Consider the following 26,862-nt stretch of genomic DNA (forward strand, 5'->3'; position numbering starts at 1 on the left):
GTGATTAAAAGACTGACTGAAAACGCGTCAGCTCAACCTGCACGGACTTCACCTGGGTGTAGCTCTGCAGCGTCATCAGGCCATTCTCACGGCCAATGCCGGAGTGCTTGTAACCCCCCACTGGCATCTCTGCGGCTGATTCGCCCCAGGTATTAATCCAGCAGATACCTGCTTCGATCTGATGAATCACGCGGTGCGCCTTATTGAGATCCTGCGTCACCAGCCCGGCGGCCAGACCAAATTCGGTGTCGTTGGCGCGGCGGATCACTTCTTCTTCACTTTCGTAGCTCAGGATCGACATGACCGGTCCGAAGATCTCTTCACGCACAATCTTCATCTCATCACGGCAGTCGGTGAATACGGTTGGTGCAACCCAGGCACCCTGGTCGAAATCGCCACCGGTCAGACGCTTGCCGCCACACAGTACGCGTGCGCCTTCAGCGATGCCGGATTCGATATAACGCATAACATTATCGCGATGGCTGAAGCTGACCAGCGGACCAAAGTTGGTCGCCGGGTCACGCAGATCGCCTGCCTGAATGCGGGCAACGCGTTCGCTGATTTTCGCCTCGAATGCGGCCTGCAGTTTTGCAGGAATAAAGACGCGGGTGCCGTTGGTGCAGACCTGACCGGAGCTGTAGAAGTTCGCCATCATGGCGATGTCGGCGGCCAGGTCGAGATCGGCATCATCAAAGATGATCAGCGGTGATTTACCACCCAGTTCCATGGTGACCTCTTTCAGCGTTGAACCTGCTGCATTGGCCATCACTTTTTTGCCGCTGACGACGCCACCGGTAAAGGAGACTTTGTCGATGCCAGGATGCTCAGTGAGCAACTGACCGGTGACCGAACCGATGCCCGGCAGCACGTTGAATACGCCATCCGGCAGGCCCGCCTCGGTGTAAATTTCCGCCAGCTTCAGGGCAGTGAGCGGGGTCATTTCACTCGGTTTGAAAATCATCGCGTTACCCGCTGCCAGCGCAGGCGCGGATTTCCACAGGGCGATCTGAATCGGGTAGTTCCAGGCACCGATACCAGCTACCACGCCCAGCGGTTCGCGACGGGTGTAAACAAAGGAGGTTTCACGCAGTGGGATCTGCTGACCTTCCAGCGCCGGAACCAGACCGGCGTAATACTCCAGTACGTCTGCGCCGGTGACGATATCGACCGCTGAGGTTTCGCTGTAAGGCTTACCGGTATCGAGCATTTCCAGCTCTGCCAGCTCATCATTACGCTCACGCAGAATATCGACGGCGCGACGCAGGATGCGCGAGCGCTCCATGGCGGTCATCGCGGCCCAGACTTTCTGGCCTTTTCTGGCGGCAGCAACGGCGCGATTGACATCTTCCTGGCCGGCGGCATGAACCTCTGCCAGCACTTCGCCGTTGACCGGGTTAATCGTCTGGAACGTTTCGCCAGACGCTGCGGCAACATAAGCGCCATCGATGTAGAGTTTCTGCTCGGTGAATCGGGACATGTTTTCTCCTTCCGTTATTCGTGCTCGCCAGCCAGTTGCTGACGGATGAATTGGGTGGTCAGTGTGAGGGCGATGACCGGGTTAAATGGCTTACCGCTCAGCGCGGCACGCAGCCACAGACCATCTATCAGGGCAGCCAGCCCATGTGCGGCCAGACGTGCCTTCTCCAGCGGCAGTTCACGCCGGAATTCGACCACCAGCGTTGAGTAGAGCCGCCGGCTGCTGACCCGCTCCAGGCGATTAAGCTGGGGCTGATGCATGCTGCTCGACCAGAAGTCGAGCCAGGCTTTCATCACTGCCGTGTGCACCTGGGTATCATCAAAATTACCCTCAACGATGGCACACAACCGCTGTTCTGCAGAGGCACCGGCCAGCGGTTCTAACCGCGACAGTACCGCCTCCCGCAGTTGACGCGTCACATCACGCATCGTGGCTTCCAGTAAGCCGTTCTTATCCTTGAAATAGTGACTGATGATGCCGGTGGATACCCCCGCCCGACGGGCGATCTGGGCGATAGTGGCATCATTAATCCCCACTTCATTAATCGTGCTCAGGGTCGCATCAATCAGTTGCCGACGACGTATCGGCTGCATCCCTACCTTTGGCATAGCTCCAGCTCCACCCTCAAATCGAGCCCCTATTTAAACTTTTTTTGATTGCACGTTCAATATAAAAAGAAAATTTGTTAGGATGCTGTTCTTTAAATGTAGCGAAAGCGAAACGGCAATGAGTGCTAAAATAGGCTGGTTTGCCTGAGCGATTAACAGGAAGTGACAGAACGAAACAGGGCCGCAAGGCCGGAAAGCCGTGGACGGCAAGACTTATCCATTGCGTATTTTCAGGACATTAACCAGAGGTAACCGATGAATAATCCACCTGCCGGTGAAAAAGACAGACTCAATCCCGTTGTATTTTATACCTCTGCCGGATTGATTCTGACGTTTTCACTCGTGACGATTCTCTACAGTGAACTGGCCGCGAGCTGGATCCTCAAGGCGGTAAACTGGGTTTCCGCCACCTTCGGCTGGTACTACATGCTGGCTGCCACGCTCTATATTGTTTTTGTGTTGTATATGGCCTGCTCACGCTTTGGTTCGATCAAGCTCGGGCCTGAGCACTCCAAACCCGAGTTCAGCGTCCTTAGCTGGTCCGCCATGCTGTTCGCCGCCGGGATCGGCATCGACCTGATGTTCTTCTCGGTCGCCGAGCCGGTGACGCAGTATATGCAGCCGCCGGAGGGGGCAGGGCAGACGATGGAAGCGGCCCGCCAGGCGATGGTCTGGACGCTGTTCCACTACGGACTGACCGGCTGGTCAATGTATGCGTTGATGGGCATCGCGCTGGGCTACTTCAGCTATCGCTATAACCTGCCGCTCACCATCCGTTCCGCGCTCTATCCCATCTTTGGTAAACGCATCTATGGCCCGATTGGCCACACCGTAGATATCGCCGCCGTGGTCGGCACCATCTTTGGTATCGCCACCACGCTCGGCATCGGGGTCGTGCAGCTTAACTATGGCCTCAAAGTGCTGTTTGATATCCCGGAAGGCCTGACCGCGCAGGCTGCGCTGATTGTCCTTTCCGTGGTGATCGCCACCATTTCTGTCACATCGGGCGTCGATAAAGGGATCCGTATTCTCTCCGAACTCAACGTGATCATGGCGCTGGGACTGATTCTGTTTGTGCTGTTCTTCGGCAACACCGAGTTCCTGCTGAATGCGCTGGTGCTGAACGTCGGGGATTACATCAACCGCTTCATGGGCATGACGCTCAATACCTTTGCCTTTGATCGTCCGACCCAGTGGATGAACAGCTGGACGCTCTTCTTCTGGGCATGGTGGGTGGCCTGGTCGCCATTCGTCGGCCTGTTCCTGGCGCGTATTTCGCGCGGTCGTACCATCCGCGAGTTCGTGCTGGGCACGCTGATTATTCCGTTTACCTTTACGCTGTTGTGGCTGTCAGTGTTCGGTAATGCCGCGCTGTATCAGATCATTCACGGCAATACGGAGTTTGCGCAGGAAGTGATGAACCATGCGGAGCGCGGCTTCTATAGCCTGCTGGCGCAGTATCCGGCGTTTAAACTCAGCGCCTCGGTCGCGACTATTACCGGTATGCTGTTCTACGTCACCTCGGCGGATTCCGGCTCGCTGGTGCTGGGTAACTTCACCTCGCGACTGAAAGACATCAACAGTGATGCACCGAACTGGCTGCGTATCTTCTGGTCTGTGGCGATTGGGGTACTGACACTGAGTATGCTGATGACCAACGGTATCACTGCCTTGCAGAACACCACGGTAATCATGGGGCTGCCGTTCAGCTTTGTTATCTTCTTTGTCATGGCGGGGCTGTTTAAATCCCTGAAGATTGAAGATCACCGTCGGGCCAGCGCCACGCGCGACACCGCGCCCTATCTGGCTCATGCGACCGATCGCCTGACCTGGAAGAAGCGTCTGTCGCGCCTGATGAACTACCCTGGCTCGCGTTATACCCAGCAGATGATGGAAAAAACCATCTATCCGGCGATGCAGGAAGTGGCGAAAGAGCTGGAGCTGCGGGATGGCCGGGTCACGCTGGAGAGCGTTGAGGCGGATGAAAGCAACCCGATTGGCTATCTGGATCTGCGCGTCCATCTGGGCGAGGAGCAGGACTTTATCTATCAGGTCTGGCCGCAGCAATATTCGATTCCGGGCTTTACCTATCGCGCCCGCAGCGGTAAGTCGACCTACTACCGGCTGGAAACCTTCCTGATGGAAGGCAGCCAGGGTAATGACTTAATGGATTACAGCAAAGAGCAGGTGATCATCGACATACTGGATCAGTATGAGCGACACCTGAACTTCATCCATCTCAACCGTGAAGCGCCGGGCAGCAACATCAGCTTCCCAAGCGCTTAAATCAGGGCCCGTCAGTGAGCAATTGCTGGCGGGCTTTTTTTTCGCTACCGTCGTCATGAACAATACCGCTTCACCTGCCGAAATCGACTATCTTTAGGGCTTTGCTGGCCTGATGCCTGAAAAGCGTAGACAGGGAGTCATATGGGAAAAATATTCAGTACGTTTCTGCCGCTCTATACCACTACGCTTCTGATGCTGCTGGGTTCCGGTTTACTGACTACCTACGTTTCGTTGCGGCTGGCCAGTGAGCAGGTTAATGGTGCGCTGATCGGCGCGATTATTGCGGCTAACTATATCGGGCTGGTGATTGGTGGCAAGGTGGGGCACAACCTGATTGCCCGCGTCGGCCATATCCGTGCCTACGTGGCCTGTGCCGGGATCATTACCGCCTCGGTTGTAGGTCACGGGCTGACGGACTTTATTCCGCTGTGGGTCTTTCTGCGTCTGATTATCGGGCTCTGCATGATGTGCCAGTACATGGTGCTGGAGAGCTGGCTCAACGATCAGGCGGAATCTTCCCAGCGCGGCATGATTTTCGGCCTCTATATGGTCGCCACCTACCTTGGACTCAGTGGCGGACAGGTGATACTGAGCCTGCAATCGGGGTTTGGGGTGAGCACGCTGCTGATTGTGGCGCTCTGTTTCGCGCTCTGTCTGGTGCCGATTGCACTGACTACCCGCACTCACGTCCGGCCCATGACACCGGCGCCGATGGAGCTGGGCTATTTTATCCGCACTATTCCCAAACTGCTCGGCACCACCCTGGTGACCGGCATGGCGATTGGCGCGTTCTATGGCCTGGCACCGGTTTATGGCAGCAGCAAAGGCTTCACCACCAGCCAGACCGGTTATTTTATGAGTCTCACGATTTTTGCCGGGCTGGTATCGCAGTTTCCGCTGAGCTGGCTCTCTGACCGCTATGACCGCCAGCGGCTGTTATTCATTATTGCCATGCTCTTTGCCGTGGCCTGCGTGCCGCTGGTGGTACTGCCGCATCTGACCTTCCACTGGATGATTGGCATCGCCTTTGCCGCCAGCATGATGCAGTTTGCGCTCTATCCATTACAGGTGGCGCTGGCCAACGATCAGGTCGCCGCCGATCGTCGTGTCTCGTTAACTGCCTGTCTGCTGATGGCGTTTGGTATTGGCGCCAGTATCGGCCCGCTGGTGGTCGGTGCGCTGATGCAGCCGCTGGGCAGCAATATGCTCTATCTCTTCTTTATGCTCTGTGCGCTGGTGATTGGCGGACTGAGTTATGTGCGTGCGCCGGGTCCGCTTCCGACGACCGAAGTACCGTTGCCGCATGTGGTGATGCCTGACAGTCTGGCGACCTCGCCATTGGGTGCCGCGCTGATCCCGACGCTGGAAGAGGAGGTGATTCATGCGTCGATGGGCGGTCAGGAGCCGGAAGAGGAGAGTGCTGAGTTCGATGACACAGCTGACGAAGAGGATTTGCCCGATGACCTTCCTGAGGATCAGCGGGACAAATAGCAGCGGCAAAGCACCGCTGACTGCACCATTAAAGCAGGATGTCCGGATCTGACACACTCTTGTCCGGTTGCTGGCTCGACATTCGGGTCAGCAACCGCGAAGCTGGCGCATACCGCTTTTTTAAGGAGTCACACCATGCTGGAACTTCGCCCCAATTGTGAACGCTGCGACGTTGATCTGCCGCCATCTTCTCTGGCGGCACGCATCTGCTCGTTTGAATGCACGTTCTGCGCTGACTGTGCTGAGCATCTCACTCATCTTTGCCCCAACTGCGGCGGTGAGCTGGTGCGCCGTCCGGTGCGTCCGGCAGAGAAACTGCAGAAATATCCGGCTAAAATGCGTAGCTGATCCCAAATGACTACAGATATGGTTGGGGCAGAATAGCCTGTCGCGCCTGATCGCTTTATGATGTATTTCGTCCCTGACAGAGCTACCACCTTTACTGAGTGCCGGAGATAAGCGCCGGGAGGGACGTACCTTTCATCTCTCTTTAATCGCTTCGTCCGACCCCTTGCACCCTTTCAGCCAGCCTCCTTTGCATTCTGCTTTCCAGCGCGTCATGCCAGTACAGGGTCAGCCCTGACTATACTCAGAAGATGGTTTCAGCAGACAAAGGCCGGGTGCAGCGATGTATTACCAATCCCTGAATGGCGCAGCGTGGCGACGGATCTGGGTGGTCGGCGATCTGCATGGCTGCCGCCGCGAACTGGATGCGCTGTTGCAGCAGCATCAGTTTGACCCGCAGCAGGACTTACTGATTTCGGTAGGTGACATCATCGATCGCGGTCCCGACAGCCTGGGTTGTCTGGCGCTGCTGGAGGAGCCCTGGTTTCGCTGCGTGCGGGGGAATCATGAGGAGATGGCGCTATCAGCATTACAGGGGCAGGAAATGGCGCTCTGGCAGATGAACGGTGGCGACTGGTTCTTTCGGCTGCGTGGTGCAGCATTGATTGCGGCGCGTCACGCGTTGCAGCGTTGCCGTGAGCTGCCGCTGATTCTCCATCTGCAACTCGATGAGCGAATTATTGTGATTGCTCATGCTGATTATCCGGCCCGGGAATATGCGTTGAATAAGCCACTCGACTGGCAGCAGGTGGTCTGGAGCCGTCAGCGGCTGGAGGCGATGGAGTCAGGCGAACGGGCGGGCATCCGTGGCGCAGACGCCTTTTACTTCGGACACACGCCGCTGAAACAGTCGCTGACGATTGCCAATCTGCATTACATCGATACCGGCGCAGTGTTTGGCAATCATCTGACGATGCTGCAAATAAAGTGACTCAGCGGAACAGGCGTCCGTCGCGCACAAGCTCCCGCGGATAGCTGTTCTTGATACGGCTGCCGACTTTTTTAGCCAGCCCCAGCGGCTGCTGCTGATAAGTGACAATCATCTCATTACGGGTAGGTTCCGTTTCCGGGTAGATATCCCGGCCGCGATACCACTCTTCCGCCTCTGCTGCGGTGAGCTCAAAAGTCTGCGCCGCATCCGGTTTTGCCAGCGCAATTACCGCTTCATGCTGCCAGCGATAGCCTTTAGCAAAGGTTTCTGCCAGCTTCAGGCCGATGCGCGAGAACCGCACTTTACCCAGCAGCGGGGTGACGGCCTTCGGGAACAGCCAGATCTCTTTATCACGCTGCCACAGCTCCAGCGACGCATCCCATTTAAGAGAGACAGCGGCGGCGGCCTGGGCTATCTCACTTTCCAGCTTGCGGCTGAGGTGGGAGAAGGGCAGTTTACCCACTTTGTAGCCCGGCAGCGGTAAGGGCTCGACCGACGCGGTTTTACACAGCCGCGCAACGAAAAAGCCTTCGCTGTCGAACATCTGCGGGAAGACATGCAGATAGCCCTCGGGCGTCGCGGCCTGTCCGGCACCCTCAAACAGCCCATCGAGCGCTACAACCTCAACAGCGTCCGGATAGCGCTCCAGCAGCCAGGCAATGACCTGCTGATTCTCAATCTGATTCAGGGTACAGGTGGAGTAAACCAGCGTGCCGCCGGGTTTGAGTGCATGAAAGGCACTGTCGAGCAGATCGCGCTGGGTCGCGGCGATCTCATGCGTACTTGCCAGCGTCCAGTTTTTCAGCGCATCAGCATCTTTGCGAATCACCCCTTCGCCGGAGCAGGGAGCGTCGAGCAGGATGGCGTCGAACTGTTCCGGCAGGGCTGGCCCGAAGACCCGCGCGTCAAAGTGCGTTAAGGCACTGTTGCTGACGCCGCAGCGGCTGATATTGGCGTGCAATACTTTTACCCGGCTGGAGGAGAATTCGTTAGCCAGGATAACGCCCTGATTGCCCATCCGCGCAGCAATCTGGGTCGTTTTAGAACCCGGTGCCGCCGCCATATCCATCACGGCGCTGACCTCTGACTGAGCATCAAACAGCGCGGTCACCGGCAGCATGGAGCTGGCCTCCTGAATGTAGAACAGGCCACTGAGATGCTCAGCCACGCTGCCCAGCGGCAGGCTCTCATCTTCCCGACTGATCCAGAATCCCTCTTCGCACCACGGCACCGGCGTCAGCTTCCAGTCATAATTAGCCGTCTGACTCAGAAAGTCAGCCACGCTGATCTTCAGGGTATTGACGCGAATACTGCGGCGCAGGGGTTGCTGACTATACGCAATAAATTGCGCGAGGCTCGCCTCATCGGGCAGGCTCTGGCGAATTAACGAGAGAAAATCGGCGGGGAAAAGCGAAGAAGCATCAGACACGGGCACATTCCAGTTAAAGCAAAGCCGGCAGTGTATCATGAGGAAAGGAAACGGGCAGCCAGGCTGCCCGTTTGAGGGAGTGAATAAGGCGTATGATCCCTGAGCCGGCGCTGACTTTAAACGCCTAAAAGGGCAGAACAGTCTGCCCGTTTGAGATAGCCTTTAGCGCGGAGACGGGATCGCCGTTCCCCAGTTACGCCAATCTTTCGGCGCTTCATCCTGCAGCAGGAAGTGTTTATCCGGATTCGCCTGTGGCGCCAGCGGCACCGTCGGCGGCGTCGCAAACTGAATGCCACCGCGAATAAACTGCTGGAAGGTCCCGGTTTTCACTACGCCACCCACCAGACCGAAGTCCAGGTTATAGCCGGATGCCAGCCAGAACACCGAGTTATTACGCACCAGATGCTGGTACTTCTTACTGATGCGCAGGGCGATCTGCACACGATCCGCCATATTACCCAGTGAAGTGCCGGTCACGGTACCCACTTCCACACCACGGAACAGCACCGGCGTACCCAGCGACAGTGAACCGGCCTCAGTGGCATCAACATAAATGTTCAGGCCATTAAGGTAGCGGGAGTCGGTAATGGTGCTCTCCTGCAGCTCAAACGTGCGCGCGGCGCCACCTTTACCTGGATCCACGTTGACGTAAGGCTGCAACAGGGTTTCCAGATGATTCACGCCGGTAGCGGAAATCTCCGGTGAGACCACCGAGAAACGGCTGCCGAGACGGGCGAAATCGTTGACATACTCCGGATAGAGTACCGCTTTCGCTACCACCTGATTGTTATCTTTGCTTAACGACAGTGACTCCACCTGGCCGACATTAATACCCAGGTAACGAATCGGCATCCCGGCAGAGAGCTTGCTGGCGTCATAGGTGTGCAGCGTAATCTGGCTACCCACCGCGCGGGCGGCGGTTTCAGACGGATAGAGGACGCGTTTGGCCCCTTTGGCCGACTGCGCACCACTCATATTGTCGAAACTGATCGCGCCTTTCAGCGCGCGGTTAAGCGGCGATGCCTGCACCGTCAGGCCGCTGCCGTTAAGGCTGACGCGTGCGCCACCCTCAGCCCAGAACACGCTTTCGCTGGTCAGCAGCTTGCGATACTCCGGCTGAATATGTACCGCAATATCAAAGGCGTCAGCGCGTGGCGTGACTTTGACAATCTCACCCACCTGAAATTTGCGGTAAAGCACGACAGAGCCGGCCTGCACGTCAGGCAGACTGTTGGCGGTCAGCATCAGCGTGGTAGAAGGGCCATCGCCGGTAATGCCTTCTTCCGCTTTTTCAGCATCCGCAAACAGCGGGTAAGCACTTTTTGGCTCACCCTTTTTGCCCGGATCCAGCCGGATACCGCCATCCACCCATTCACGGGCGCTGGCACCTAATACCTGCATGCCATCAAGACCGAACTTCACATCCAGCCGACTGTTAACGATAAATTTGCTGTCGCCATGCACCAGATTGCGATTTTCAGGATTGACCGCTACCACGAAATTCACGCCATTTTCATCCAGCGTACGCGACATCACCTGACCAATCTGCATACCATGCAGCATCAGCGGCTGGCCCTGATCGATACCATAGCTCTCTGGCGCGCTGAGTTTTACCGTCAGCACATTGGGCTTCTGCAGCAGAGTCTCATTGGACGCCAGCACGGTGTAGTGCTGCTGCGGCTCGCCTTCGCCCGGCACCAGTTCCAGCGTGTTGCCGGTCAGCAGCGCGCTGAGGCTGGTATCCGTCAGGCTGATTTTCGGACTGTGCATCTCAATGCGGGTGCCGCTGCGCATCAGACCGACAACAGAGGGATCAATCGTCAGCTCGCCGGTGACCTTGCCGCCATCCTGCAGGTTCAGTTTGGTCAGCGTGCCGACTTCCAGTCCCTGATACATCAGCGGGGTGCTGCCCGCCTTGAGATTGTTGCCGTTAGGCAGATCCAGTGTGATCTGCACGCCGCGCTGACTATGTGCCAGATCGGGGTAGAGCCGGTAATTCTGCTCAGCTTTGGCCGTTTCCGCACCCTGTGGCGAGTCAAACGCGATCGCGCCATTGACCAGCGCCGCCAGACTCTCCAGCTGCACTTTAGCCCCGCTCAGGCTGACGTCAGCATTCATGCCTGACACATTCCAGAAACGGCTGTTGGTTTTCACCAGATTGATAAAGCGACGGTCAATCAGCACATCAATCGACACGCCATCGGATTTGCTGTTAATGCTGTAGTCATAGACCCGGCCAACCGGAATTTTGCGGTAATAGACCAGCGAGCCGGTGTTGAGCGAGCCGAGATCGGGCGCATGCAGATGGATCATCAATTCGCCGGTATTCACCCGATACTTGGGCTGCGTATCCAGCGCGGTGAACGACTCGCTGGGTTTACCTTTACCCGGCATCATCCCGATGTAGTTACCACCGACCAGCGCATCCAGCCCCGACACACCCGCCAGCGAGGCTTTAGGCGTCACCAGCCAGAACTGCGTATCTTCACGCAGCGCATCGCGCATGTCGCTCTTGATGCTGGCTTTAATCTGAATGCTGCGATAATCATCACTGAGATTAATGCCCTGCACGGTGCCCACTTCCACGCCCTGATAGCGGATCGGGGTGCGACCCGGCACGATACCATCCGCCGTCTGGAAATTGATGGTGATGGTGGTGCCGCGCTCCTGATAATTGGTCCAGAGCAGCCAGCAGGCGATCAGCATCGCAATAATCGGCAGCAGCCAGAAGGGCGAAATTTTGCGCTTATTGCGCAGCGTTGCGTTAGTCGGTGTAGTCGGCGTTTCCTGTTGCATGTGCATCCCAGAGCAGGCGGCTGTCCAGCCACTCAACAGACATAATGGTCAGGATGACGGCCGCGCCAAAAAACAGCGCCGCCGGTCCCATGGTAAAAGCCAGCAGCTGATCACGGTTGACCAGCGACATGGTTAACGAAATGACAAACAGATCGAGCATTGACCAGCGGCCAACCCAGGTGACAAACCGCAGCAAGCGGATGCGGGTTCTCAGCCCCTGTTCACAGCGAAAATGAATGCTGAGCAGCAGAGTCAGCATCACCAGCACCTTGATAAACGGCACCAGAATACTGGCGATAAAAACAATCGCCGCCACCGGAATATTGCCTTCGCCCAGCCCCAGGATGCCGGAGAAGATGGTGTCCTCACGCCGTGAGCCATTAAGGTAGACCACGGAGATCGGCATCAGATTTGCGGGGATCAACAGCACAATCGATGCGATGAGCGCGGCCCAGGATTTCTGCAGGCTATGGCGGCGTCGGAAGTCGAGCGGCGTATGGCAGCGCGGGCAGCGGCCCCGTTCATCGGGTATGCTGGTGTTGTGACAGTTCAGGCAGACCTGCATATCGTCACGGGCCATATTGCCAGGCGTCTGTGGGTAGAAATGCTCCCACAGCTGCTCCATATTCAGATGGATCAGTGTCAGCACGCTCAGCACTGTCAGGGCGATGTAAGCCGCCAGCCCGTAGCCAATCTCCAGCGAAGCATAGTCCTGCACTTTAATTGACGCCACGGCGATGCCGATCAGATAGATATCGAGCATCACCCACTCTTTCAGCTTCTCCAGCATCAGCAGCACGGGACGCAGGTTCATGCCCAGCCGGTGGCCGATACCGAGATAACAGATACCCGCCACCAGCGTCACCGGCGCGCCGATGGTGCAGAACGCCACCATTGAGGCCGTCAGTACATCACCCTGCTGGGTCATCTGTATGATGCCTTCCAGTACGCTGGCATTGATGCGCATGCCAAGCAGCCGGATATCTACCAGCGGCAGGGAGAAAGCAAAGGGCATTAACACAATCATGGTGGCGGCCATCGCCATAAGACGGGTCATCGGCCAGTCGCGACCACTGAGAATTTCGGCGTTACAGCGTGGGCAATGTGCCGACTGATGAGATTTCACATCCGGTAAGGAAAAAAGGGTATCGCATTGCGGGCAACGCTGATAACGTGCGTGAGGCAATGTCTGGCTGATAGCGTGAATTTTCATAGGGTGATGCAATCTTCGCTCTTCAGAAGTAACAGATATCGGTCATAAAGACATTGTCTGTGTGCCTGTCTCGGGCATCACGCTTCGATCCACAGAATGCTAAGGGTATAGCAACTAACGCTATGATTCACCTTGTGGCTCTGGATATTTAAAACTTATTTTTAACGAACGGTCTTTAATGCCCCGTTCAGATGTCATTGGTAACGGTTAAATAATGAACAAAACTGCCTTTTACGCCGATTTGAATCGCGATATGCGCGCCTTACTGGCGGGAGAAACGGCGTTCCTCGCCGCGATGGGAAACTTTAGCGCGCTGCTGTACGAACGTCTCGATGGCGTGAACTGGGCTGGTTTCTACCTGCTGACGGAAGCGGATATGCTGGTGCTGGGCCCGTTCCAGGGCAAAATCGCCTGTGTGCGCATTCCGGTCGGTAAAGGTGTGTGTGGCACGGCGCTGGCAGAAGAAAAAGTGCAACGCGTAGATGATGTGCATGCCTTCCCGGGCCACATCGCCTGTGACGCTGCCAGCAATGCTGAGATTGTGATTCCTCTGAAAGTGAATGGCACTGTGGTTGGGGTGCTGGACATCGACAGCGTGGCGTACAATCGCTTTGACAGCGACGACGAATCGGGGCTGGTCACACTGACTGATGGGCTTTGTGAAGTGCTTGCGAACAGCGACTTAGAAAAATATCTGCAGCTGACGCGCAGCTAATCGACTGGATCACATGGCATTTAGCGATGTTGTCATTATAATGTCGCCTGTTCATGCCTGCGCTGGTCGGCAAACCCGTTGTAATCAGGAAATTTCATGGAAAATCAACCTAAGTTGAATAGCAGTAAAGAAGTCATCACTTTTCTGGCGGAGCGCTTTCCGCACTGCTTTAGCGCTGAAGGTGAAGCGCGTCCGCTCAAAATCGGTATCTTTCAGGATCTGGTCGAGCGTGTTCAGGGCGAAATGGGTCTGAGCAAAACACAGCTGCGTTCCGCGCTGCGTCTCTATACGTCAAGCTGGCGTTATCTGTACGGCATCAAAGCCGGTGCTATCCGTGTCGATCTCGACGGTAACGCCTGTGGCGTGCTGGATGAGCAACACGTTGAGCATGCACGCAAGCAACTGGAAGAAGCGAAAGCACGCGTCCAGGCGCAGCGTGACCAGCAGCGCGCCGCGCGTCGTGAAGCAGGCGAAAGCGAAGAGGGCGCGGCACCGCGTCGTCCACGCAAGCCCGCGGCACGTAAGCCTGCAGAAGGCGAAGCCGCGCGTAAACCGCGTCCGCAGACTACTGCACCGCGTGCGACCGCCTCACAGCATCGCAAGCCAGCCCCACGTCCGGAGCAGGAAGCCCGACCCATCACTGATACCTCAACTTTGCAACCCGGCCAGAGTATTAAAGTTAAAGCAGGCAAAAGTGCGATGGACGCTACCGTTCTTGAAGTATCAAAAGACGGCGTTCGGGTCCAGCTCGCTTCCGGCATGGCAATGATTGTGCGCGCAGAACACTTGCAGTTCTGAAACGGAGGCTAACCCCGGCATGAACACCCTTTTTAAAGTTGGACTTATTGCGGGCCTGCTATTAGCAGGCCCAACCTTCGGCGCGGAGAACATTACCCGCGCCGATCAGATTCCCCAGCTTCACGAAGATCCGCAGGATCCGACGGTCAGTGAGCGCGTAACCTCGCGCTTTACCCGTTCCCACTATCGCCAGTTCGACCTGGATCAGAACTTTTCAGCGAAAATTTTTGATCGCTATCTGAACATGCTCGACTACAGCCACAATGTGCTGCTGGCGTCAGATGTGGCGCAGTTTGCCAGCAAAAAAAACACCGTCGGCGATGAGCTGCGCAGTGGCAAGCTGGATCTCTTTTACGATATTTATAATCTGGCGCAGAAACGCCGTTTTGAGCGCTATCAATATGCGCTGACGGTGCTGGCTCGTCCGATGAATTTCAGCGGCAATGACACTATCGACATTGACCGCGCGAAAGCACCCTGGCCGAAAGATCAGTCTGAACTGAATGCGCTGTGGGATGCCAAGGTCAAATATGATCAGCTGAGTCTGAAGCTGGCGGGCAAAGATGATAACGAGATCCGCGACGTTCTGACCAAGCGTTACAACTTCGCTATCCGTCGTCTGGCCCAGAGCAACGGTGAAGATGTTTTCCAGCTGGTGATGAACGCTTTTGCCCGCGAAATCGATCCGCACACCAGCTATCTGTCGCCGCGTAACACCGAGCAGTTCAACACCGAGATGAGCCTGTCACTGGAAGGCATCGGTGCGGTTCTGCAGATGGATGACGACTATACGGTGATCAACTCGATGGTTGCAGGCGGCCCGGCCGCGAAAAGCAAAGCCATTACCGTTGGCGATCGCATCGTCGGTGTGGGTCAGCCAGGCAAGCCGATGGAAGATGTGATCGGCTGGCGTCTGGATGATGTCGTGGCAAAAATTAAAGGACCTAAGGGCAGCAAAGTGCGCCTGGAAGTTCTGCCAGCCGGTAAGGGTACTAAAACCCGTACTGTGACGCTGACGCGTGAGAAAATCCGTCTGGAAGATCGCGCGGTTAAATTGACCATCAAAAATGTCGGCAAGCAGAAAGTGGGCGTGCTCGATATTCCTGGTTTCTATGTCGGCCTCACCGACGACGTCAAAGTACAGCTGCAGAAACTGCAGAAACAGAACGTCGACAGTGTGGTAATCGATCTGCGTACTAACGGCGGCGGCGCGCTGACCGAAGCAGTCTCGCTTTCCGGTCTGTTTATTCCGAGTGGTCCGGTGGTTCAGGTACGCGACAACAATGGTCGGGTTCGTGAAGACAGCGATAACGACGGCGTTGTCTACTACAAAGGACCGCTGGTGGTGCTGGTCGATCGCTTCAGCGCCTCAGCTTCTGAGATCTTTGCTGCCGCGATGCAGGATTACGGTCGCGCGGTGATTGTTGGCGAGCCAACCTTTGGTAAAGGCACCGTTCAGCAGTATCGCTCTCTGAACCGCATCTACGATCAGATGCTGCGTCCGGAGTGGCCTGCGTTAGGCTCCGTTTCTTACACCATTCAGAAGTTCTATCGCATTAACGGCGGCAGTACTCAGCGTAAAGGCGTCACGCCGGATCTGCTGATGCCAACCGGCGTTGAAGCGGCTGAAACCGGTGAGAAATTTGAAGATAACGCACTGCCGTGGGACAGCATCAAAGCGGCGACCTATGTCAAAACCGGTGATGTGAAACCGCTGGTGGTGCAGCTGACTAAGCAGCATGCTGACCGCATTGCTCAGGATCGCGAGTTCCAGTACATCATGAAGGACATTGCCCGTTACAATGCCCTGAAAGATAAGCGCAACATCGTGTCGCTTAATCTTGCTCAGCGCGAGAAAGAGAACCACGAAGATGATGCGTCTCGTCTGGAGCGGATCAACGCGCGCTATCAGGCCGAAGGCAAAAAACCGCTGAAAAATCTGGATGAGTTGCCGAAAGATTATAAAGAGCCGGATCCCTATCTTGATGAGACGGTGAAGATCGCTAACGATCTTGCGCAGCTGGAGAAATCCCAGCCAGAGGCGCCAGCGGCTAAATAATCCGCTATTGCCAGAAAAAGCACCGCTCAGCGGTGCTTTTTTTTGTACTCAGAAAAGTTTCCAGTAAGCAATGATTAGCGCTGGTGAAGGAGCCTGAAGGCTGGGCTCCTCATCAGGCGTGTCACAATGTAAAGTTATGTCTTTTTAGGCACTTAAACGTTAAGGTTGCTTGAAAAGCAGCCCAATGCCCATAGGATATGGATCCGCGTATAGGCGCGTGAACTACTGAGGAAGATTAACAAAAATGATGCGTATTGCTCTTTTCCTGATGACCAACCTGGCTGTGATGTTGGTATTCGGGCTGATTCTCAGCCTGACAGGGATCCAGTCAAGCAGTGTTCAGGGCCTGATGATCATGGCAGGCCTGTTTGGCTTCGGCGGTGCGTTTGTTTCACTGCTGATGTCGAAGTGGATGGCACTGCGATCGGTTGGCGGTGAAGTGATTGAACAGCCACGCAACGAAACCGAGCGCTGGCTGGTGGATACAATTGGCCGTCAGGCACAGCAGGCGGGTATTGCGATGCCGCAGGTGGCGATCTATCACGCACCTGACATCAACGCCTTTGCGACTGGCGCACGGCGTAACGCCTCACTGGTTGCTGTCTCAACCGGTCTGCTGCAGAACATGAGCCGTGATGAAGCGGAAGCGGTGCTGGCACACGAAGTGTCCCACATCGCCAACGGCGACATGATCACCATGACGCTGATCCAGGGTGTGGTGAACACCTTTGTGATTTTCGTTTCACGTATTCTGGCGCAGATCGCGGCGGGCTTTATGTCCGGCAACCGCGATGGTGAGGAGAGCAGCAACGGCAACCCGCTGGTCTACTTTGCGGTGTCGATGGTGCTGGAACTGGTGTTTGGTATTCTCGCCAGCATCATCACCATGTGGTTCTCGCGTCACCGTGAGTTCCATGCCGATGCCGGTTCAGCGAAGCTGGTAGGTCGTGAGAAGATGATTGCGGCGTTACAGCGCCTGAAAACCAGCTACGAACCGCAGGAGCCGAGCAGCATGATGGCGTTCTGTATCAACGGTAAGGGCAAATCGTTCAGCGAGCTGTTTATGTCGCATCCGCCGTTAGATAAGCGTATTGAAGCACTGCGCAGCGGTCAGTATCTGAAGTAGCGTTAAGCAGAGCAAAAAAGGCGACCCTGGGTCGCCTTTTCTGTTTAGAAACCATAATCAGACTGAATCTGACAGCAATATCTTAGCTCAACATGCAGGGAACCCGGGCAGAGGAGGAAAGCGTCCCGCGCCATGGATGGTGCGGGCCGACCGTCATGGATGACAGAAGTCTTTCCGATCTGACCGGGTTCCCTGTGAAGGCTCGGCCTTACAGCGAATCGGGTCACACTCTGTCAGGTGGTCGCCTTTTCTGTTTCTGCCATCAGGCGCGGGTCTGCGTCATCCGTGACACACTGACCAGCGCGGCCACGGCGGCAAAGCTGCCCGCCAGCAGCAGCGAAGCGTGCGTCCCGCGTTCATCAAACAGATTAAACATCAGCGCGACCAGTGCAGCACCCATACTCTGGCCCAGCAGGCGCGCGGTGCCCAGCATGCCGCTGGCGCCGCCGCTGCGATGACGCGGAGCAGAGGTGACAATAGTGTGGTTGTTGGGTGACTGAAACAGTCCAAAACCGGCACCGCACAGCATCATACGCCAGATAATGTCGCCATCACCCGGGTTGGCCGGCAGCCAGGCGAGCAGAAACAGCCCCAGGGCGAACATGGCCAGCCCGATGCCGCCCAGCAGCCCGGCATGCACCCGTTCAATCAGCCGGCCGGCAATCGGCGCAAATACCATGGTTGCCAGCGGCCAGGGCGTCAGCAGTAAACCGGTTGCCACCTCATCACGCTGCAGGACGTTTTGCAGAAAGAAGGGCAGCGACACCATCGCCAGCATCTGCGCGCAGAACGAACAGACCGACGTTCCCATCGACAGGCTGAAAATCGGGATACGCAGCAGATCAACCGGCAGCAGCGGCACCGCCATGTTTAACTGACGACGAATAAAGAACCAGCCCACAACCAGCAGAGCAATGACCTCCGACAGCACCAGCAGATGACTCTGTCCCTGTGCAAACCCGCTCAGCGCAGAGATGATCAGACCAAAGAACAGGGCGTTCATGATCGCGCTGGGAACATCAAATTTCTGCGCCGTCGCTTTCTGCGGATTATCAGGCAGCGTGCGCAGCGCCAGCCAGAGCGCAATGGCACCCAGCGGGACGTTAATCAGAAACAGCCACTTCCAGCTTGCCACCGAAAGAATCGCTGCGGCGACCGTCGGGCCTGCCGCGGTTGAAACCGCCACGACCAGCGAGTTGATCGCCATGCCGCGTCCCAGATGACGCTGCGGATAGATAATGCGTATCAGCGCGGTATTCACACTCATCAGCGCTGCACCTCCTAATCCCTGCAGCACGCGGGCGAAAGTCAGCATGGTCAGGGTGGTGGAGAAAGCGCAGAACAGCGAAGTGGCAATAAACAGCGCCAGGCCCGCCTGATAGACGCGGCGATAACCCAGCATGTCGCCCAGAAAGGAGAGCGACAGCAGCGAGACGATAATCGCAATCTGATAGGCGTTCACTATCCAGATCGACTGCGCCGGGCTGGCATTCAGTTCGCGCGAGATAGTGGGCAGGGCGACATTGGCTATCGCGCCATCCAGCACCGCCATGGTCAGACCCAGCGCGATGGTGACGATTGCCATATAGCGCTGACGCGCGGGTAATCCATCCTGAGGAGGAGAGAGTGTCATAAGTTAATTACTAAAGAGGGTGAATATCATCATGCTAATGAAATTAACGCTGAAATGCAGCGATCGGACGGATAAAAAACTGTCTTTAAATATGACGTAATGGTTAAAGCATTGCTGCCTTCGTATGCCTCACTCTATACTGACAGTCCGTTCCATTTTTTTTGAAACAGGTTTAACAAGGTGCGCGATGTCCTCTGCTGAAAATGATAAACAGCCCGATTCCGTCTCTTCGGTACTTAAAGTGTTCGGCATTCTGCAGGCGCTGGGTGAAGAGCGCGATCACGGTATTACTGAGCTCGCGCAGCGCGTGATGATGTCAAAAAGCACCGTTTACCGTTTCCTGCAGACCATGAAGTCGCTGGGTTATGTCACGCAGGAAGGTGAGAGCGAGAAGTACTCACTGACACTGAAGCTGTTTGAGCTGGGCGCTAAAGCGCTGCAGAACGTCGATTTAATCCGCAGTGCGGATGTGCAGATGCGTGAGCTTTCGCGTCTGACCAAAGAGACCATTCATCTGGGGGCGCTGGAAGAGGACAGTATTGTCTACATCCACAAAATCGACTCCCTCTACAACCTGCGTATGTATTCGCGCATTGGCCGTCGTAATCCGCTGCATACCACCGCGATTGGAAAAGTTCTGCTCGCCTGGCGCGATCGCAGCGAAGTTGAGGAGATCCTGCGGGATGTCGAATTCAAACGGAGCACGGCCAATACGCTGTTAAGCGCGGAGGCGTTGATTACGGCGCTGGATCAGGTAAGAACGCAGGGCTATGGTGAAGATAACGAAGAGCAGGAAGAGGGCTTACGCTGCCTCGCTGTGCCGGTGTTTGACCGTTTTGGCGTGGTGATTGCGGGACTGAGCATCTCTTTTCCCACCATTCGCTTTTCAGAAGATGCCCGCCAGGATTACGTGGCCATGCTGCATCGGGCGGCGCGCACGCTCTCCTCAGAGATGGGCTATCACGACTATCCGTTCTGAAAACAGCGGGCCATGTGGCCCGCTGTTTTGTTAATTATCGATCACTTCTCCGCTTTTCTTCAGCAACGGACAATCAGTCACACCCACCACGCCACTGTCAGTATGCAGATACTGCGCACTGATCACACCGCGAGCGGTCAGATAGCTGCACTGCAGGCCAAGGCCGGCTGCATTTTTAGTACTGCCGGTTAATACGCCATAGCCGGTAAACAGCATCGCCAGCCAGATCACCGCCAGCAAGCCTACCGTACGAATAAACAGTTTCATTATGTCTCCTTGTGAAAGATACCTCAGCGCTCCACCTGGTGCCGCCGGTTATGATGATATCAGCATGCCTCGCTTTTCTGGTGGGATCGATCAGAGATAACTGAAACGGCAAATTCTGCATTGATGTTAACTCCATTATCTTTTGCGATGGCGACAGGTAGAATAGGCGGTTGCCATGTTCTGGCGTTTCCACTTAGTTTTACGAGGCAGTTATGAATGAGTTAGCCGCAAATTCGGGCCCACTGGTCAGCTATGGCCTGCTGGTCATTATTTTGATTGTGGCGTTTATCGCCTGGTTCTTTGTCAACCGCGCCAGCGTGCGCGCCGGTGAGCAAATCCGCTTACTGGAATCTTTGCTGGAAGAGCAGAAGAAACAGAATCAGCTGCTGCGCCGTCTGATTGAAATGCAGCCAGGGGCAGAGAGTAAAAAAACCGATGACGATCGCGAGAAACGCGATTTTATCCGGTTGATTCCGGAACGATAATCACAGCAGAGAGGCGGGATGGTCTGGAAAAATCCGTGGTATGACAGCAGCAAAGCGCATCACACGCCCGAGGGATTCTGCAATCCTGAACCGGAACGGCGCAAGCCGGGCGATCTGCAGCGCTGGCGCAGGGAGCGCAAAGCGCAGGGGCTGCCGCTGCCACCGCAGCAGGGCTACAGGGCTTTCACCGAACAGTGGTGGCAGCACGCTGATATCCGCGGCAGTGACGATCGCATCTGGTGGTTGGGTCATGCCGCCGTGCTGCTGCGGCTGAACCAGCAATATATCCTGATCGATCCCGCACTCTCGTCACGCGCCTCACCACTCTCTTTTGCCGGGCCGCAGCGAAAAACGCCCGCACCGCTTAGCATCGCTGATCTGCCGCGTCTGGATGTCGTGCTTATTTCACATAACCATTACGATCATCTTGATCGGCCGACGGTTAAAGCGATCGTCCGGCGTTTTCCGCAGGCGACCTTCATTGTGCCGCTGGGCCTGGAAAAATGGTGCAGGGCGCGGGGCGTGAAACAGGTCCATCAGCTCGACTGGTGGCAACAGTTTACTGTCGGCGACCTCTGTTTTGATGCGGTGCCGGCACGTCACTGGAGTATGCGAACGCCGCGTGATCGAAACCGTTCGCTCTGGTGCGGCTGGGTCGTGCGTTCTGCCTCCGTGCGCTTCTGGTTCTCGGGCGACAGCGGCTACAGCGATAGCCTGCCGGAGATTGCTGCCCGACTCGGCCCGTTCAGCCTGGCGGCTTTGCCGATTGGCGCTTATGCACCTGAATGGTTCATGGCGGGCCAACATATGAATCCCGATCAGGCGGTGGCGCTATGGCAGGCAGCAGGCAGGCCGCTGACGCTGCCCATCCACTGGGGCGTGTTCGAACTGGCCGATGAGTCGCTGGATGAACCACCCAAAGAACTGGCGGATGCGCTGCTGCGGGCAAACGAGCAAAAGGGCGGTTTCGCACCGTGGCGAATAGGCGAAAGCCGCGGGCTGAATAAGGATACCCAGGAATTATCCTAAAACCTCAGAGATAAACAAAGGCCCGATTTTTATTATCTGATATCAATTTTTCAAATCAAAAGTTAAATTCTTAATAAGTAAAATCGGGCTCAATGCTTTTATTTGGAGCAGGACGACTGTCTGGCTCCTGCTTTTGGTGCAAAAAAAGTGTTATCTGTACGAAATAAAAGGCGCTGTACAGGATTGAAGCCGGATTATTGATATTTTCAACTTTTCGCGCTTCGCTTATTCATTCTGTTATTGCCATATTTGTGAAATATTAATTTCTTATGGTATCCATTGGGTTAGACCCGGCAACAGAGGCCGGAGAGGGGTCTGGCCGGAGAGCGTGCTTAATTTGCATCGGCATTTGTAAGCGCCACAGAACAGGCAATGTGAGCCTTCTGGCAATTATGTGCGCAGGCTGGCTGAGGCCCTTAAAAATGGCTTGCCATTGTTTTTAGGATATGTGATAACAAATCCTGAGTTAAACGAGGTACAGTTCTGTTTATGCATGGCATCTTCTGTAAAGAAGTCTGTAAAGAAGAACGAGTAAAGACGTTGACGTTGAATACCGCTTCCTTGCCGAACCTTAATTAGTGCCTCATGCAGTAATGTCTCTGGTTTTTCTGTACGACAGCCTTCGGGCTAAATAAACATCTAAAGGAATTTGCAAAATGGCAAAGATTAAAGGTCAGGTTAAGTGGTTCAACGAGTCTAAAGGTTTTGGTTTTATCACCCCTGCTGACGGTAGCAAAGATGTGTTCGTACACTTCTCCGCTATTCAGGGCAATGGTTTCAAAACCCTGGCTGAAGGCCAGAGCGTTGAGTTCGAAATTCAGGACGGCCAGAAAGGCCCGGCAGCCGTTAACGTTACGGCTATCTGATTCAACTCCGCCTCGGTGCATTGCACCCTGACATGAAATCTCAAAGCCCTGGCTTCTCAGCCGGGGCTTTCTTTATGCTTCCGATGCGTAAACGTTAAGGTTACACTGCGCCGCGTTATCTGATGCCGGAGCACCCTATGTCCCTGATTTGCCCTCTTTGTCATTCTCCTCTCGCCTTTACTGCGCGCAGCTGGTGCTGCGAGAATCGCCATCAGTTTGATCAGGCAAAAGAAGGGTATGTCAATCTGCTGCCCGTTCAGCATAAACGGTCACGTGAACCGGGTGACAGTGCAGAGATGATGCAGGCACGACGCGAATTTCTTGAGGCAGGCTACTACCAGCCGCTGCGTGATCGGGTCGTCAGCCTGCTTGCGCCCGCGCTGAGCCAGCCGGAGTGCAAAATCCTGGATATCGGCTGTGGCGAAGGTTACTACACCGCCGCACTGGCTGACGCAGCAGGCGAGGATGGGCAGGTCTATGGGCTGGATGTCGCCAGAATGGCGATCCGGCTGGCAGCAAAGCGCTATCCGGCCGTGCGCTTCTGCGTCGCCTCCAGCCAGCGCTTACCCTTTGCCGATCACGCCCTGGATGCGGTTGTCCGAATCTACGCACCCTGCAATGAAGCGGAACTGGCGCGCGTGCTGAAGCCGGGTGGCCTGGTATTGACCGTGACACCGGGCCCGCATCATCTGCAGCAGTTCAAGGCACTGATTTACCGCGAAGTGCAGTTGCATGTGCCGGAGCAGAAAGCGTATCCCGGATTCCGCCAGGTGGAGCAGCATGCGCTGCGTTACCCGATGGCATTAACCGGCGCAGCCGCGACGACCCTGCTTCAGATGACGCCGTTCGCCTGGCGAGCGCGTGAAGAGGTCTGGCAGACCCTGCAGCAGAGCGAGCAGTTCAGCTGCGACGCAGACTTTACCCTGACTGTGTGGCAGCGCGACTAGCGCGCCTCGACCAGGGTGTTATAGATGCGCTCCAGATCGTCGAGTTGCTGTACCGCGATCAGCAGCCGACGCTGTTCCAGCTGAATCACCAGAATGCCATCCTCAGAGAGATTCATGCCCTGAATTCGCCGGTAATCGATCCAGACACCGGCGTAAAACAACCCCTCACTTTTCATCAGCAGCGTTGGCTTTCGCAGCCAGAATAACCAGAACGCCAGAAAACTCAGCACCATCAGCAGTGAGGTGGTGAGCTGCGGGCCGTGATGGCTGACGTTGTTCCACAGCAGGATCAGCAGCAGGCCGATGAAAATCAGGCTATCCAGCTTATGCTGCCTGCGCAGCGCAACCCGTAAGCGGGTCGGGCCGTGGCGACGCGGCAGAATCGCCTCATGATAAATGGCAAACCCCATCAGGGCGGCAATACAACACGCAATCAGCGCATCGGTTAATGACATCACAGCTACCTCAAACAGGGTGAGCTCAGCCGGTTGTGGCTCAGCTCACCACGCTTAAAAGCCGGGAGCACAGGCTCCCGGCCGGGTGAAATTACAGACCGAGCAGGCCGATCCAGTAACCAAAGATACCGATGGCAAAGAAGCCGACGATAATCCACAGCGCGTTCACTTTACGGCGTAACAGCCACATACAGCCAAAGGTCAGCAGCAGCGGCACCACGCCCGGCATCAGCTGATCAAGGATCGACTGTACAGTGGTGACGGTGGTTTTACCGGTCGAGTCGGTAATACGTGACACCACCAGCGGGATGTTAACGTGTGTCCACTTGTTGACCAGCGCCCCCATGACAAACAGGCCGAGAATCGACGCCCCCTCCGTGAGTTTCTGCAGGAAACCGCCGCCCATATCACTGACGATATCTATCCCTTTGCGATAGCCATAGGCCACGCCGTAGTAGCGGGTTAGCAGACGTGCCAGGTTAAACAGCACAAAGAAGAGCAGCGGACCCAGCAGACTGCCACTCATGGCGATACCGGCTCCCAGCGCGGCAAACACCGGGCGCACCGTACCCCAGAAGATCGGGTCGCCAACACCGGCCAGCGGTCCCATCAGGCCGACTTTAAGGCCGTTAATCGCGCCATCGTCGATCGGGGCGCCGTTAGCACGCTGCTCTTCCATCGCCATAGTCACGCCCAGAACCGGCGCGGCCACATAAGGATGGGTATTAAAGAACTCCAGATGACGCTTGATCGCCTGCTTACGATCATCATTGTTCTCAGGATAGAGACGGCGGATCACCGGCACCATTGAGAAGCAGAAGCCCAGCGCCTGCATGCGTTCAAAGTTCCATGAACCCTGGAACAGGTTAGAGCGCAGAAAGACGGCGCGAACATCACCGGGTGTCAGTTTCTTTTCGACTTTCGTAATATCAACCATGTGCTCACCTGTTCCTTAATCGAGTTCGTTATCAAGATCGTTTGCGGTCGCAGCACCTGTTGGTGCTCCCGCCACACGGTTGTATTTCGGGCTGAGCTGAATGTAGAGCACCGCCATGACCACGCCAATGACGCCCAGCGCCACCAGATTAAAGTTGGTGAAGGCTGCGGTGACGAAGCCCAGGTAAAAGAACGGCATCAGGTAGCCTGCGCGCATCATGTTGATGACCATCGCATAACCGACCACCACAATCATGCCACCGGCGATATTCAGGCCGTTGGTCACCACGTCCGGAATAGAGCTGAGTAAGGCGTGAACCGCACTGGTGCCGACCGAAATCGCCACAATCAGCGCCGGGATAGCGATACGCATCGCCTGTAACAGCAGGGCAGAGACGTGGATCCAGGAGATGGCCGTGAGGTTACCTTTCTCTGCGGCTTTGTCAGCCGCATGCTGGAAGGCGACGGTCAGCGTACGCACGATAATGGTCAGTACCTGTCCGGCGGCGGCCAGCGGAATCGCCAGCGCAATACCGGCACCCACACTTTGACCGCCAGCGATAACCAGGATGGTCGAGATAATGGAGGCGAGGGCGGCATCAGGCGCAACGGCGGCACCGATGTTCATCCAGCCCAGCGCAATCATCTCCAGCGTACCGCCGATAATAATGCCGGTTTTCATATCACCCAGCACCATACCAATCAGGGTACAGGCCACCAGGGGACGGTGAAACTGGAACTCATCCAGAATCGACCCCATACCGGCAATACAGGCGACAATAAAAATCAAAATAATTTGTAGCGAGGTTATTTCCATCATACTTCTTGTCCTCAGCAGGATAACCAGGAGCCCGGAAACGCAGGCGCATAAGTGCTTCTGTTACGCGTTAACTTTCGCGATCAGATCCATCATTTTCAGTTTCTGGTCACTGGAAACTTTACGCACTTCCAGTTCAATATTGCGTTCATTGAGTTTGCGGAATGCGGCAATATCTTTTTCATCGACCGAGACCGCATTATTGACCTGAGTTTTCCCCTGGCGGAACGCCATACCGCCGATGTTGACGGTTTTAATATCGACACCCTGTTCCACCACGCGCAGTACATCGGTGGGATTGGTAAACAGCAGCATCACGCGATCCTGACCATACTTCGGGTTGTTCCACACCCGCACCATCTTATCGACATCCACCACATGGGCCGTGACGCCGGGCGGAGCGACCTGCGTCAGCAGAGTCTTGCGCACATGATCGTTGGCCACTTCATCGCTGACTACGATAATGCGCTGAACGTTGGTCTCTTTGGTCCAGCGCGTTGCCACCTGCCCATGAATCAGACGGTCATCAATGCGTGTCAGCCCGATTTTCATGTGGTCACCAGGCGCCATCGGCTTAGCCGGTTGCACCGCAGCGGCCGGTTTCACCGCGGCTGGCGCCGGCGCTTCTTCTTTGGCTTTCAGGGCTTTGACGCCTTCACGGCCGGTCTCCACCGCCACGGCGACCAGCTCGTCAAAACCGGGATTGTCATCGCGCGCCATCAGGGTTTCGACCAGCATCGGGATATTGACCCCGGCTATGACCTCATACTGCGGTTTGTCGACCACGATGCGACTGGCCGCATTAAACGGACTGCCACCCCAGGTATCAACTAAAAACAGGACTCCCTGCGTCGTATCAAGTTCTGCCAGTCGTGCCTGATATTTTTCAATCAGCGTTTCTGCATTTTCACCGGGGACAAAATCTATCCAGCCGACATTGTCCTGCTCGCCCAACAGCATTTCTGCTGTTTTCAGCAGTTGTTCCGCTGCCCAGCCGTGTGTACCAATTACTATCGCAATGGTCACGTGCTACCTCCGTTCGCTAGAGATGCTCATCTGAGTCAATGAACTGTATTGAATTGCTTTGATGATCTGTTTAACCGGATGATTCGAATTATCGGTATAGCGTCGAAAAAACATGGGTTAACTACGTCAAGGCGGTAAAGTCGCGATT

The 26,862-nt window shown here is 55.7% G+C and carries 24 protein-coding genes; 13 read left to right on the forward strand and 11 right to left on the reverse strand.

Going from position 1 to position 26,862, the window contains the following annotated elements; all coding sequences use genetic code 11:
- Positions 1–4: 4 nt before the first annotated feature.
- Both betB and betI read right to left on the reverse strand, forming a co-directional pair.
- Entirely contained in the window at positions 5–1,477 is a 1,473-nt protein-coding gene (gene betB / locus OK409_RS03750) for a betaine-aldehyde dehydrogenase (protein ID WP_010670776.1), read from the reverse strand.
- A 14-nt stretch (positions 1,478–1,491) separates the two neighbouring features.
- Positions 1,492–2,085 (reverse strand): transcriptional regulator BetI, encoded by a 594-nt coding sequence (gene betI, locus OK409_RS03755; RefSeq protein WP_010258750.1) that lies wholly within the window; start codon positions 2,083–2,085, stop codon positions 1,492–1,494.
- Positions 2,086–2,340: 255 nt separating this feature from the next.
- Between betI and OK409_RS03760 the strand changes: the two genes are divergently transcribed.
- From OK409_RS03760 to OK409_RS03775, 4 genes are all read left to right on the forward strand, one after another.
- Positions 2,341–4,371, forward strand: a complete 2,031-nt coding sequence (locus OK409_RS03760; RefSeq protein ID WP_052270535.1) for a choline transporter — start codon at positions 2,341–2,343, stop codon at positions 4,369–4,371.
- A 141-nt stretch (positions 4,372–4,512) separates the two neighbouring features.
- Positions 4,513–5,862, forward strand: a complete 1,350-nt coding sequence (locus OK409_RS03765) for an MFS transporter (protein ID WP_010670774.1) — start codon at positions 4,513–4,515, stop codon at positions 5,860–5,862.
- 135 nt (positions 5,863–5,997) lie between these two features.
- On the forward strand, positions 5,998–6,210 hold the full coding sequence (locus OK409_RS03770; protein WP_010258758.1) for a DUF1272 domain-containing protein: 213 nt from the start codon (positions 5,998–6,000) through the stop codon (positions 6,208–6,210).
- 280 nt (positions 6,211–6,490) lie between these two features.
- Positions 6,491–7,138, forward strand: coding sequence for a metallophosphoesterase (locus tag OK409_RS03775; RefSeq protein ID WP_010258760.1), 648 nt, complete (start codon positions 6,491–6,493; stop codon positions 7,136–7,138).
- 1 nt (position 7,139) lies between these two features.
- Here OK409_RS03775 and rsmF read toward each other — a convergent pair whose 3' ends face one another.
- The 3 genes from rsmF to yebS form a co-directional block, all read right to left on the reverse strand.
- The gene (gene rsmF, locus OK409_RS03780; RefSeq protein ID WP_264366781.1) at positions 7,140–8,567 is read right to left on the reverse strand and encodes a 16S rRNA (cytosine(1407)-C(5))-methyltransferase RsmF; all 1,428 of its coding nucleotides are present in this window, start codon (positions 8,565–8,567) and stop codon (positions 7,140–7,142) included.
- 162 nt (positions 8,568–8,729) lie between these two features.
- On the reverse strand, positions 8,730–11,363 hold the full coding sequence (locus OK409_RS03785) for a PqiB family protein (RefSeq protein WP_010258767.1): 2,634 nt from the start codon (positions 11,361–11,363) through the stop codon (positions 8,730–8,732).
- Entirely contained in the window at positions 11,332–12,576 is a 1,245-nt protein-coding gene (gene yebS, locus OK409_RS03790; RefSeq protein WP_022625536.1) for a membrane integrity lipid transport subunit YebS, read from the reverse strand. The genes OK409_RS03785 and yebS overlap by 32 nt, the downstream gene beginning before the upstream one ends.
- Positions 12,577–12,790: 214 nt before the next feature.
- Here yebS and OK409_RS03795 point away from each other — a divergent pair, with 214 nt between their 5' ends.
- The 4 genes from OK409_RS03795 to htpX all read left to right on the forward strand — a co-directional run bounded on the left by OK409_RS03795 (position 12,791) and on the right by htpX (position 17,274).
- Positions 12,791–13,291 (forward strand): GAF domain-containing protein, encoded by a 501-nt coding sequence (locus OK409_RS03795; protein ID WP_264366782.1) that lies wholly within the window; start codon positions 12,791–12,793, stop codon positions 13,289–13,291.
- 96 nt (positions 13,292–13,387) lie between these two features.
- Positions 13,388–14,089: an RNA chaperone ProQ gene (proQ, locus tag OK409_RS03800; RefSeq protein WP_010258776.1), complete on the forward strand. Its 702-nt coding sequence runs from the start codon at positions 13,388–13,390 to the stop codon at positions 14,087–14,089.
- Between the two features lie 19 nt (positions 14,090–14,108).
- Positions 14,109–16,148 (forward strand): carboxy terminal-processing peptidase, encoded by a 2,040-nt coding sequence (gene prc / locus OK409_RS03805; protein ID WP_052270531.1) that lies wholly within the window; start codon positions 14,109–14,111, stop codon positions 16,146–16,148.
- A gap of 244 nt (positions 16,149–16,392) precedes the next feature.
- Positions 16,393–17,274 carry a protease HtpX gene (htpX, locus tag OK409_RS03810; protein WP_003852678.1) on the forward strand — a complete coding sequence of 294 codons (882 nt, stop codon included), beginning with the start codon at positions 16,393–16,395 and terminating at the stop codon, positions 17,272–17,274.
- Between the two features lie 262 nt (positions 17,275–17,536).
- Here htpX and OK409_RS03815 read toward each other — a convergent pair whose 3' ends face one another.
- Positions 17,537–18,907 (reverse strand): MFS transporter, encoded by a 1,371-nt coding sequence (locus OK409_RS03815; protein ID WP_022625538.1) that lies wholly within the window; start codon positions 18,905–18,907, stop codon positions 17,537–17,539.
- A 187-nt stretch (positions 18,908–19,094) separates the two neighbouring features.
- Here OK409_RS03815 and kdgR point away from each other — a divergent pair, with 187 nt between their 5' ends.
- Entirely contained in the window at positions 19,095–19,886 is a 792-nt protein-coding gene (gene kdgR, locus OK409_RS03820; protein WP_010670769.1) for a DNA-binding transcriptional regulator KdgR, read from the forward strand.
- Between the two features lie 30 nt (positions 19,887–19,916).
- Here kdgR and OK409_RS03825 read toward each other — a convergent pair whose 3' ends face one another.
- Entirely contained in the window at positions 19,917–20,153 is a 237-nt protein-coding gene (locus tag OK409_RS03825; RefSeq protein ID WP_010258788.1) for a YobH family protein, read from the reverse strand.
- A gap of 212 nt (positions 20,154–20,365) precedes the next feature.
- Between OK409_RS03825 and OK409_RS03830 the strand changes: the two genes are divergently transcribed.
- From OK409_RS03830 to rlmA, 4 genes are all read left to right on the forward strand, one after another.
- Positions 20,366–20,638: a YebO family protein gene (locus OK409_RS03830; RefSeq protein ID WP_010258793.1), complete on the forward strand. Its 273-nt coding sequence runs from the start codon at positions 20,366–20,368 to the stop codon at positions 20,636–20,638.
- An 18-nt stretch (positions 20,639–20,656) separates the two neighbouring features.
- Entirely contained in the window at positions 20,657–21,667 is a 1,011-nt protein-coding gene (locus OK409_RS03835; RefSeq protein WP_182504254.1) for an MBL fold metallo-hydrolase, read from the forward strand.
- A gap of 656 nt (positions 21,668–22,323) precedes the next feature.
- Positions 22,324–22,533, forward strand: coding sequence for a transcription antiterminator/RNA stability regulator CspE (gene cspE / locus OK409_RS03840; protein WP_003852684.1), 210 nt, complete (start codon positions 22,324–22,326; stop codon positions 22,531–22,533).
- A 137-nt stretch (positions 22,534–22,670) separates the two neighbouring features.
- Entirely contained in the window at positions 22,671–23,480 is an 810-nt protein-coding gene (rlmA, locus tag OK409_RS03845) for a 23S rRNA (guanine(745)-N(1))-methyltransferase (protein WP_022625540.1), read from the forward strand.
- On the opposite strand, the gene OK409_RS03850 is transcribed toward rlmA, so the two are convergent.
- The 4 genes from OK409_RS03850 to manX form a co-directional block, all read right to left on the reverse strand.
- The gene (locus tag OK409_RS03850) at positions 23,477–23,935 is read right to left on the reverse strand and encodes a DUF986 family protein (RefSeq protein WP_022625541.1); all 459 of its coding nucleotides are present in this window, start codon (positions 23,933–23,935) and stop codon (positions 23,477–23,479) included. The genes rlmA and OK409_RS03850 overlap by 4 nt on opposite strands.
- A 91-nt stretch (positions 23,936–24,026) precedes the next feature.
- Positions 24,027–24,872, reverse strand: a complete 846-nt coding sequence (locus tag OK409_RS03855) for a PTS mannose transporter subunit IID (RefSeq protein WP_010260523.1) — start codon at positions 24,870–24,872, stop codon at positions 24,027–24,029.
- Between the two features lie 15 nt (positions 24,873–24,887).
- A complete protein-coding gene (locus OK409_RS03860) occupies positions 24,888–25,688 on the reverse strand; it encodes a PTS mannose/fructose/sorbose transporter subunit IIC (RefSeq protein WP_010670765.1) in 801 nt (266 codons plus the stop codon).
- 63 nt (positions 25,689–25,751) lie between these two features.
- Positions 25,752–26,714, reverse strand: a complete 963-nt coding sequence (gene manX / locus OK409_RS03865; RefSeq protein WP_052270527.1) for a PTS mannose transporter subunit IIAB — start codon at positions 26,712–26,714, stop codon at positions 25,752–25,754.
- Positions 26,715–26,862 lie beyond the last annotated feature (148 nt).

The organism is Pantoea sp. RG18, assembly GCF_025910075.1.
Taxonomy (GTDB): Bacteria; Pseudomonadota; Gammaproteobacteria; order Enterobacterales; family Enterobacteriaceae; genus Pantoea; species Pantoea agglomerans.

Bases quoted from the DNA above. Each gene is read 5' to 3' on its own strand.
- betB (WP_010670776.1), bottom strand. From the start codon at position 1,477: ATGTCCCGATTCACCGAGCAGAAACTCTACATCGATGGCGCTTATGTT.
- betI (WP_010258750.1), bottom strand. From the start codon at position 2,085: ATGCCAAAGGTAGGGATGCAGCCGATACGTCGTCGGCAACTGATTGAT.
- OK409_RS03760 (WP_052270535.1), top strand. From the start codon at position 2,341: ATGAATAATCCACCTGCCGGTGAAAAAGACAGACTCAATCCCGTTGTA.
- OK409_RS03765 (WP_010670774.1), top strand. From the start codon at position 4,513: ATGGGAAAAATATTCAGTACGTTTCTGCCGCTCTATACCACTACGCTT.
- OK409_RS03770 (WP_010258758.1), top strand. From the start codon at position 5,998: ATGCTGGAACTTCGCCCCAATTGTGAACGCTGCGACGTTGATCTGCCG.
- OK409_RS03775 (WP_010258760.1), top strand. From the start codon at position 6,491: ATGTATTACCAATCCCTGAATGGCGCAGCGTGGCGACGGATCTGGGTG.
- OK409_RS03785 (WP_010258767.1), bottom strand. From the start codon at position 11,363: ATGCAACAGGAAACGCCGACTACACCGACTAACGCAACGCTGCGCAAT.
- yebS (WP_022625536.1), bottom strand. From the start codon at position 12,576: ATGAAAATTCACGCTATCAGCCAGACATTGCCTCACGCACGTTATCAG.
- OK409_RS03795 (WP_264366782.1), top strand. From the start codon at position 12,791: ATGAACAAAACTGCCTTTTACGCCGATTTGAATCGCGATATGCGCGCC.
- proQ (WP_010258776.1), top strand. From the start codon at position 13,388: ATGGAAAATCAACCTAAGTTGAATAGCAGTAAAGAAGTCATCACTTTT.
- prc (WP_052270531.1), top strand. From the start codon at position 14,109: ATGAACACCCTTTTTAAAGTTGGACTTATTGCGGGCCTGCTATTAGCA.
- htpX (WP_003852678.1), top strand. From the start codon at position 16,393: ATGATGCGTATTGCTCTTTTCCTGATGACCAACCTGGCTGTGATGTTG.
- OK409_RS03815 (WP_022625538.1), bottom strand. From the start codon at position 18,907: ATGACACTCTCTCCTCCTCAGGATGGATTACCCGCGCGTCAGCGCTAT.
- kdgR (WP_010670769.1), top strand. From the start codon at position 19,095: ATGTCCTCTGCTGAAAATGATAAACAGCCCGATTCCGTCTCTTCGGTA.
- OK409_RS03825 (WP_010258788.1), bottom strand. From the start codon at position 20,153: ATGAAACTGTTTATTCGTACGGTAGGCTTGCTGGCGGTGATCTGGCTG.
- OK409_RS03830 (WP_010258793.1), top strand. From the start codon at position 20,366: ATGAATGAGTTAGCCGCAAATTCGGGCCCACTGGTCAGCTATGGCCTG.
- OK409_RS03835 (WP_182504254.1), top strand. From the start codon at position 20,657: ATGGTCTGGAAAAATCCGTGGTATGACAGCAGCAAAGCGCATCACACG.
- cspE (WP_003852684.1), top strand. From the start codon at position 22,324: ATGGCAAAGATTAAAGGTCAGGTTAAGTGGTTCAACGAGTCTAAAGGT.
- rlmA (WP_022625540.1), top strand. From the start codon at position 22,671: ATGTCCCTGATTTGCCCTCTTTGTCATTCTCCTCTCGCCTTTACTGCG.
- OK409_RS03850 (WP_022625541.1), bottom strand. From the start codon at position 23,935: ATGTCATTAACCGATGCGCTGATTGCGTGTTGTATTGCCGCCCTGATG.
- OK409_RS03855 (WP_010260523.1), bottom strand. From the start codon at position 24,872: ATGGTTGATATTACGAAAGTCGAAAAGAAACTGACACCCGGTGATGTT.
- OK409_RS03860 (WP_010670765.1), bottom strand. From the start codon at position 25,688: ATGGAAATAACCTCGCTACAAATTATTTTGATTTTTATTGTCGCCTGT.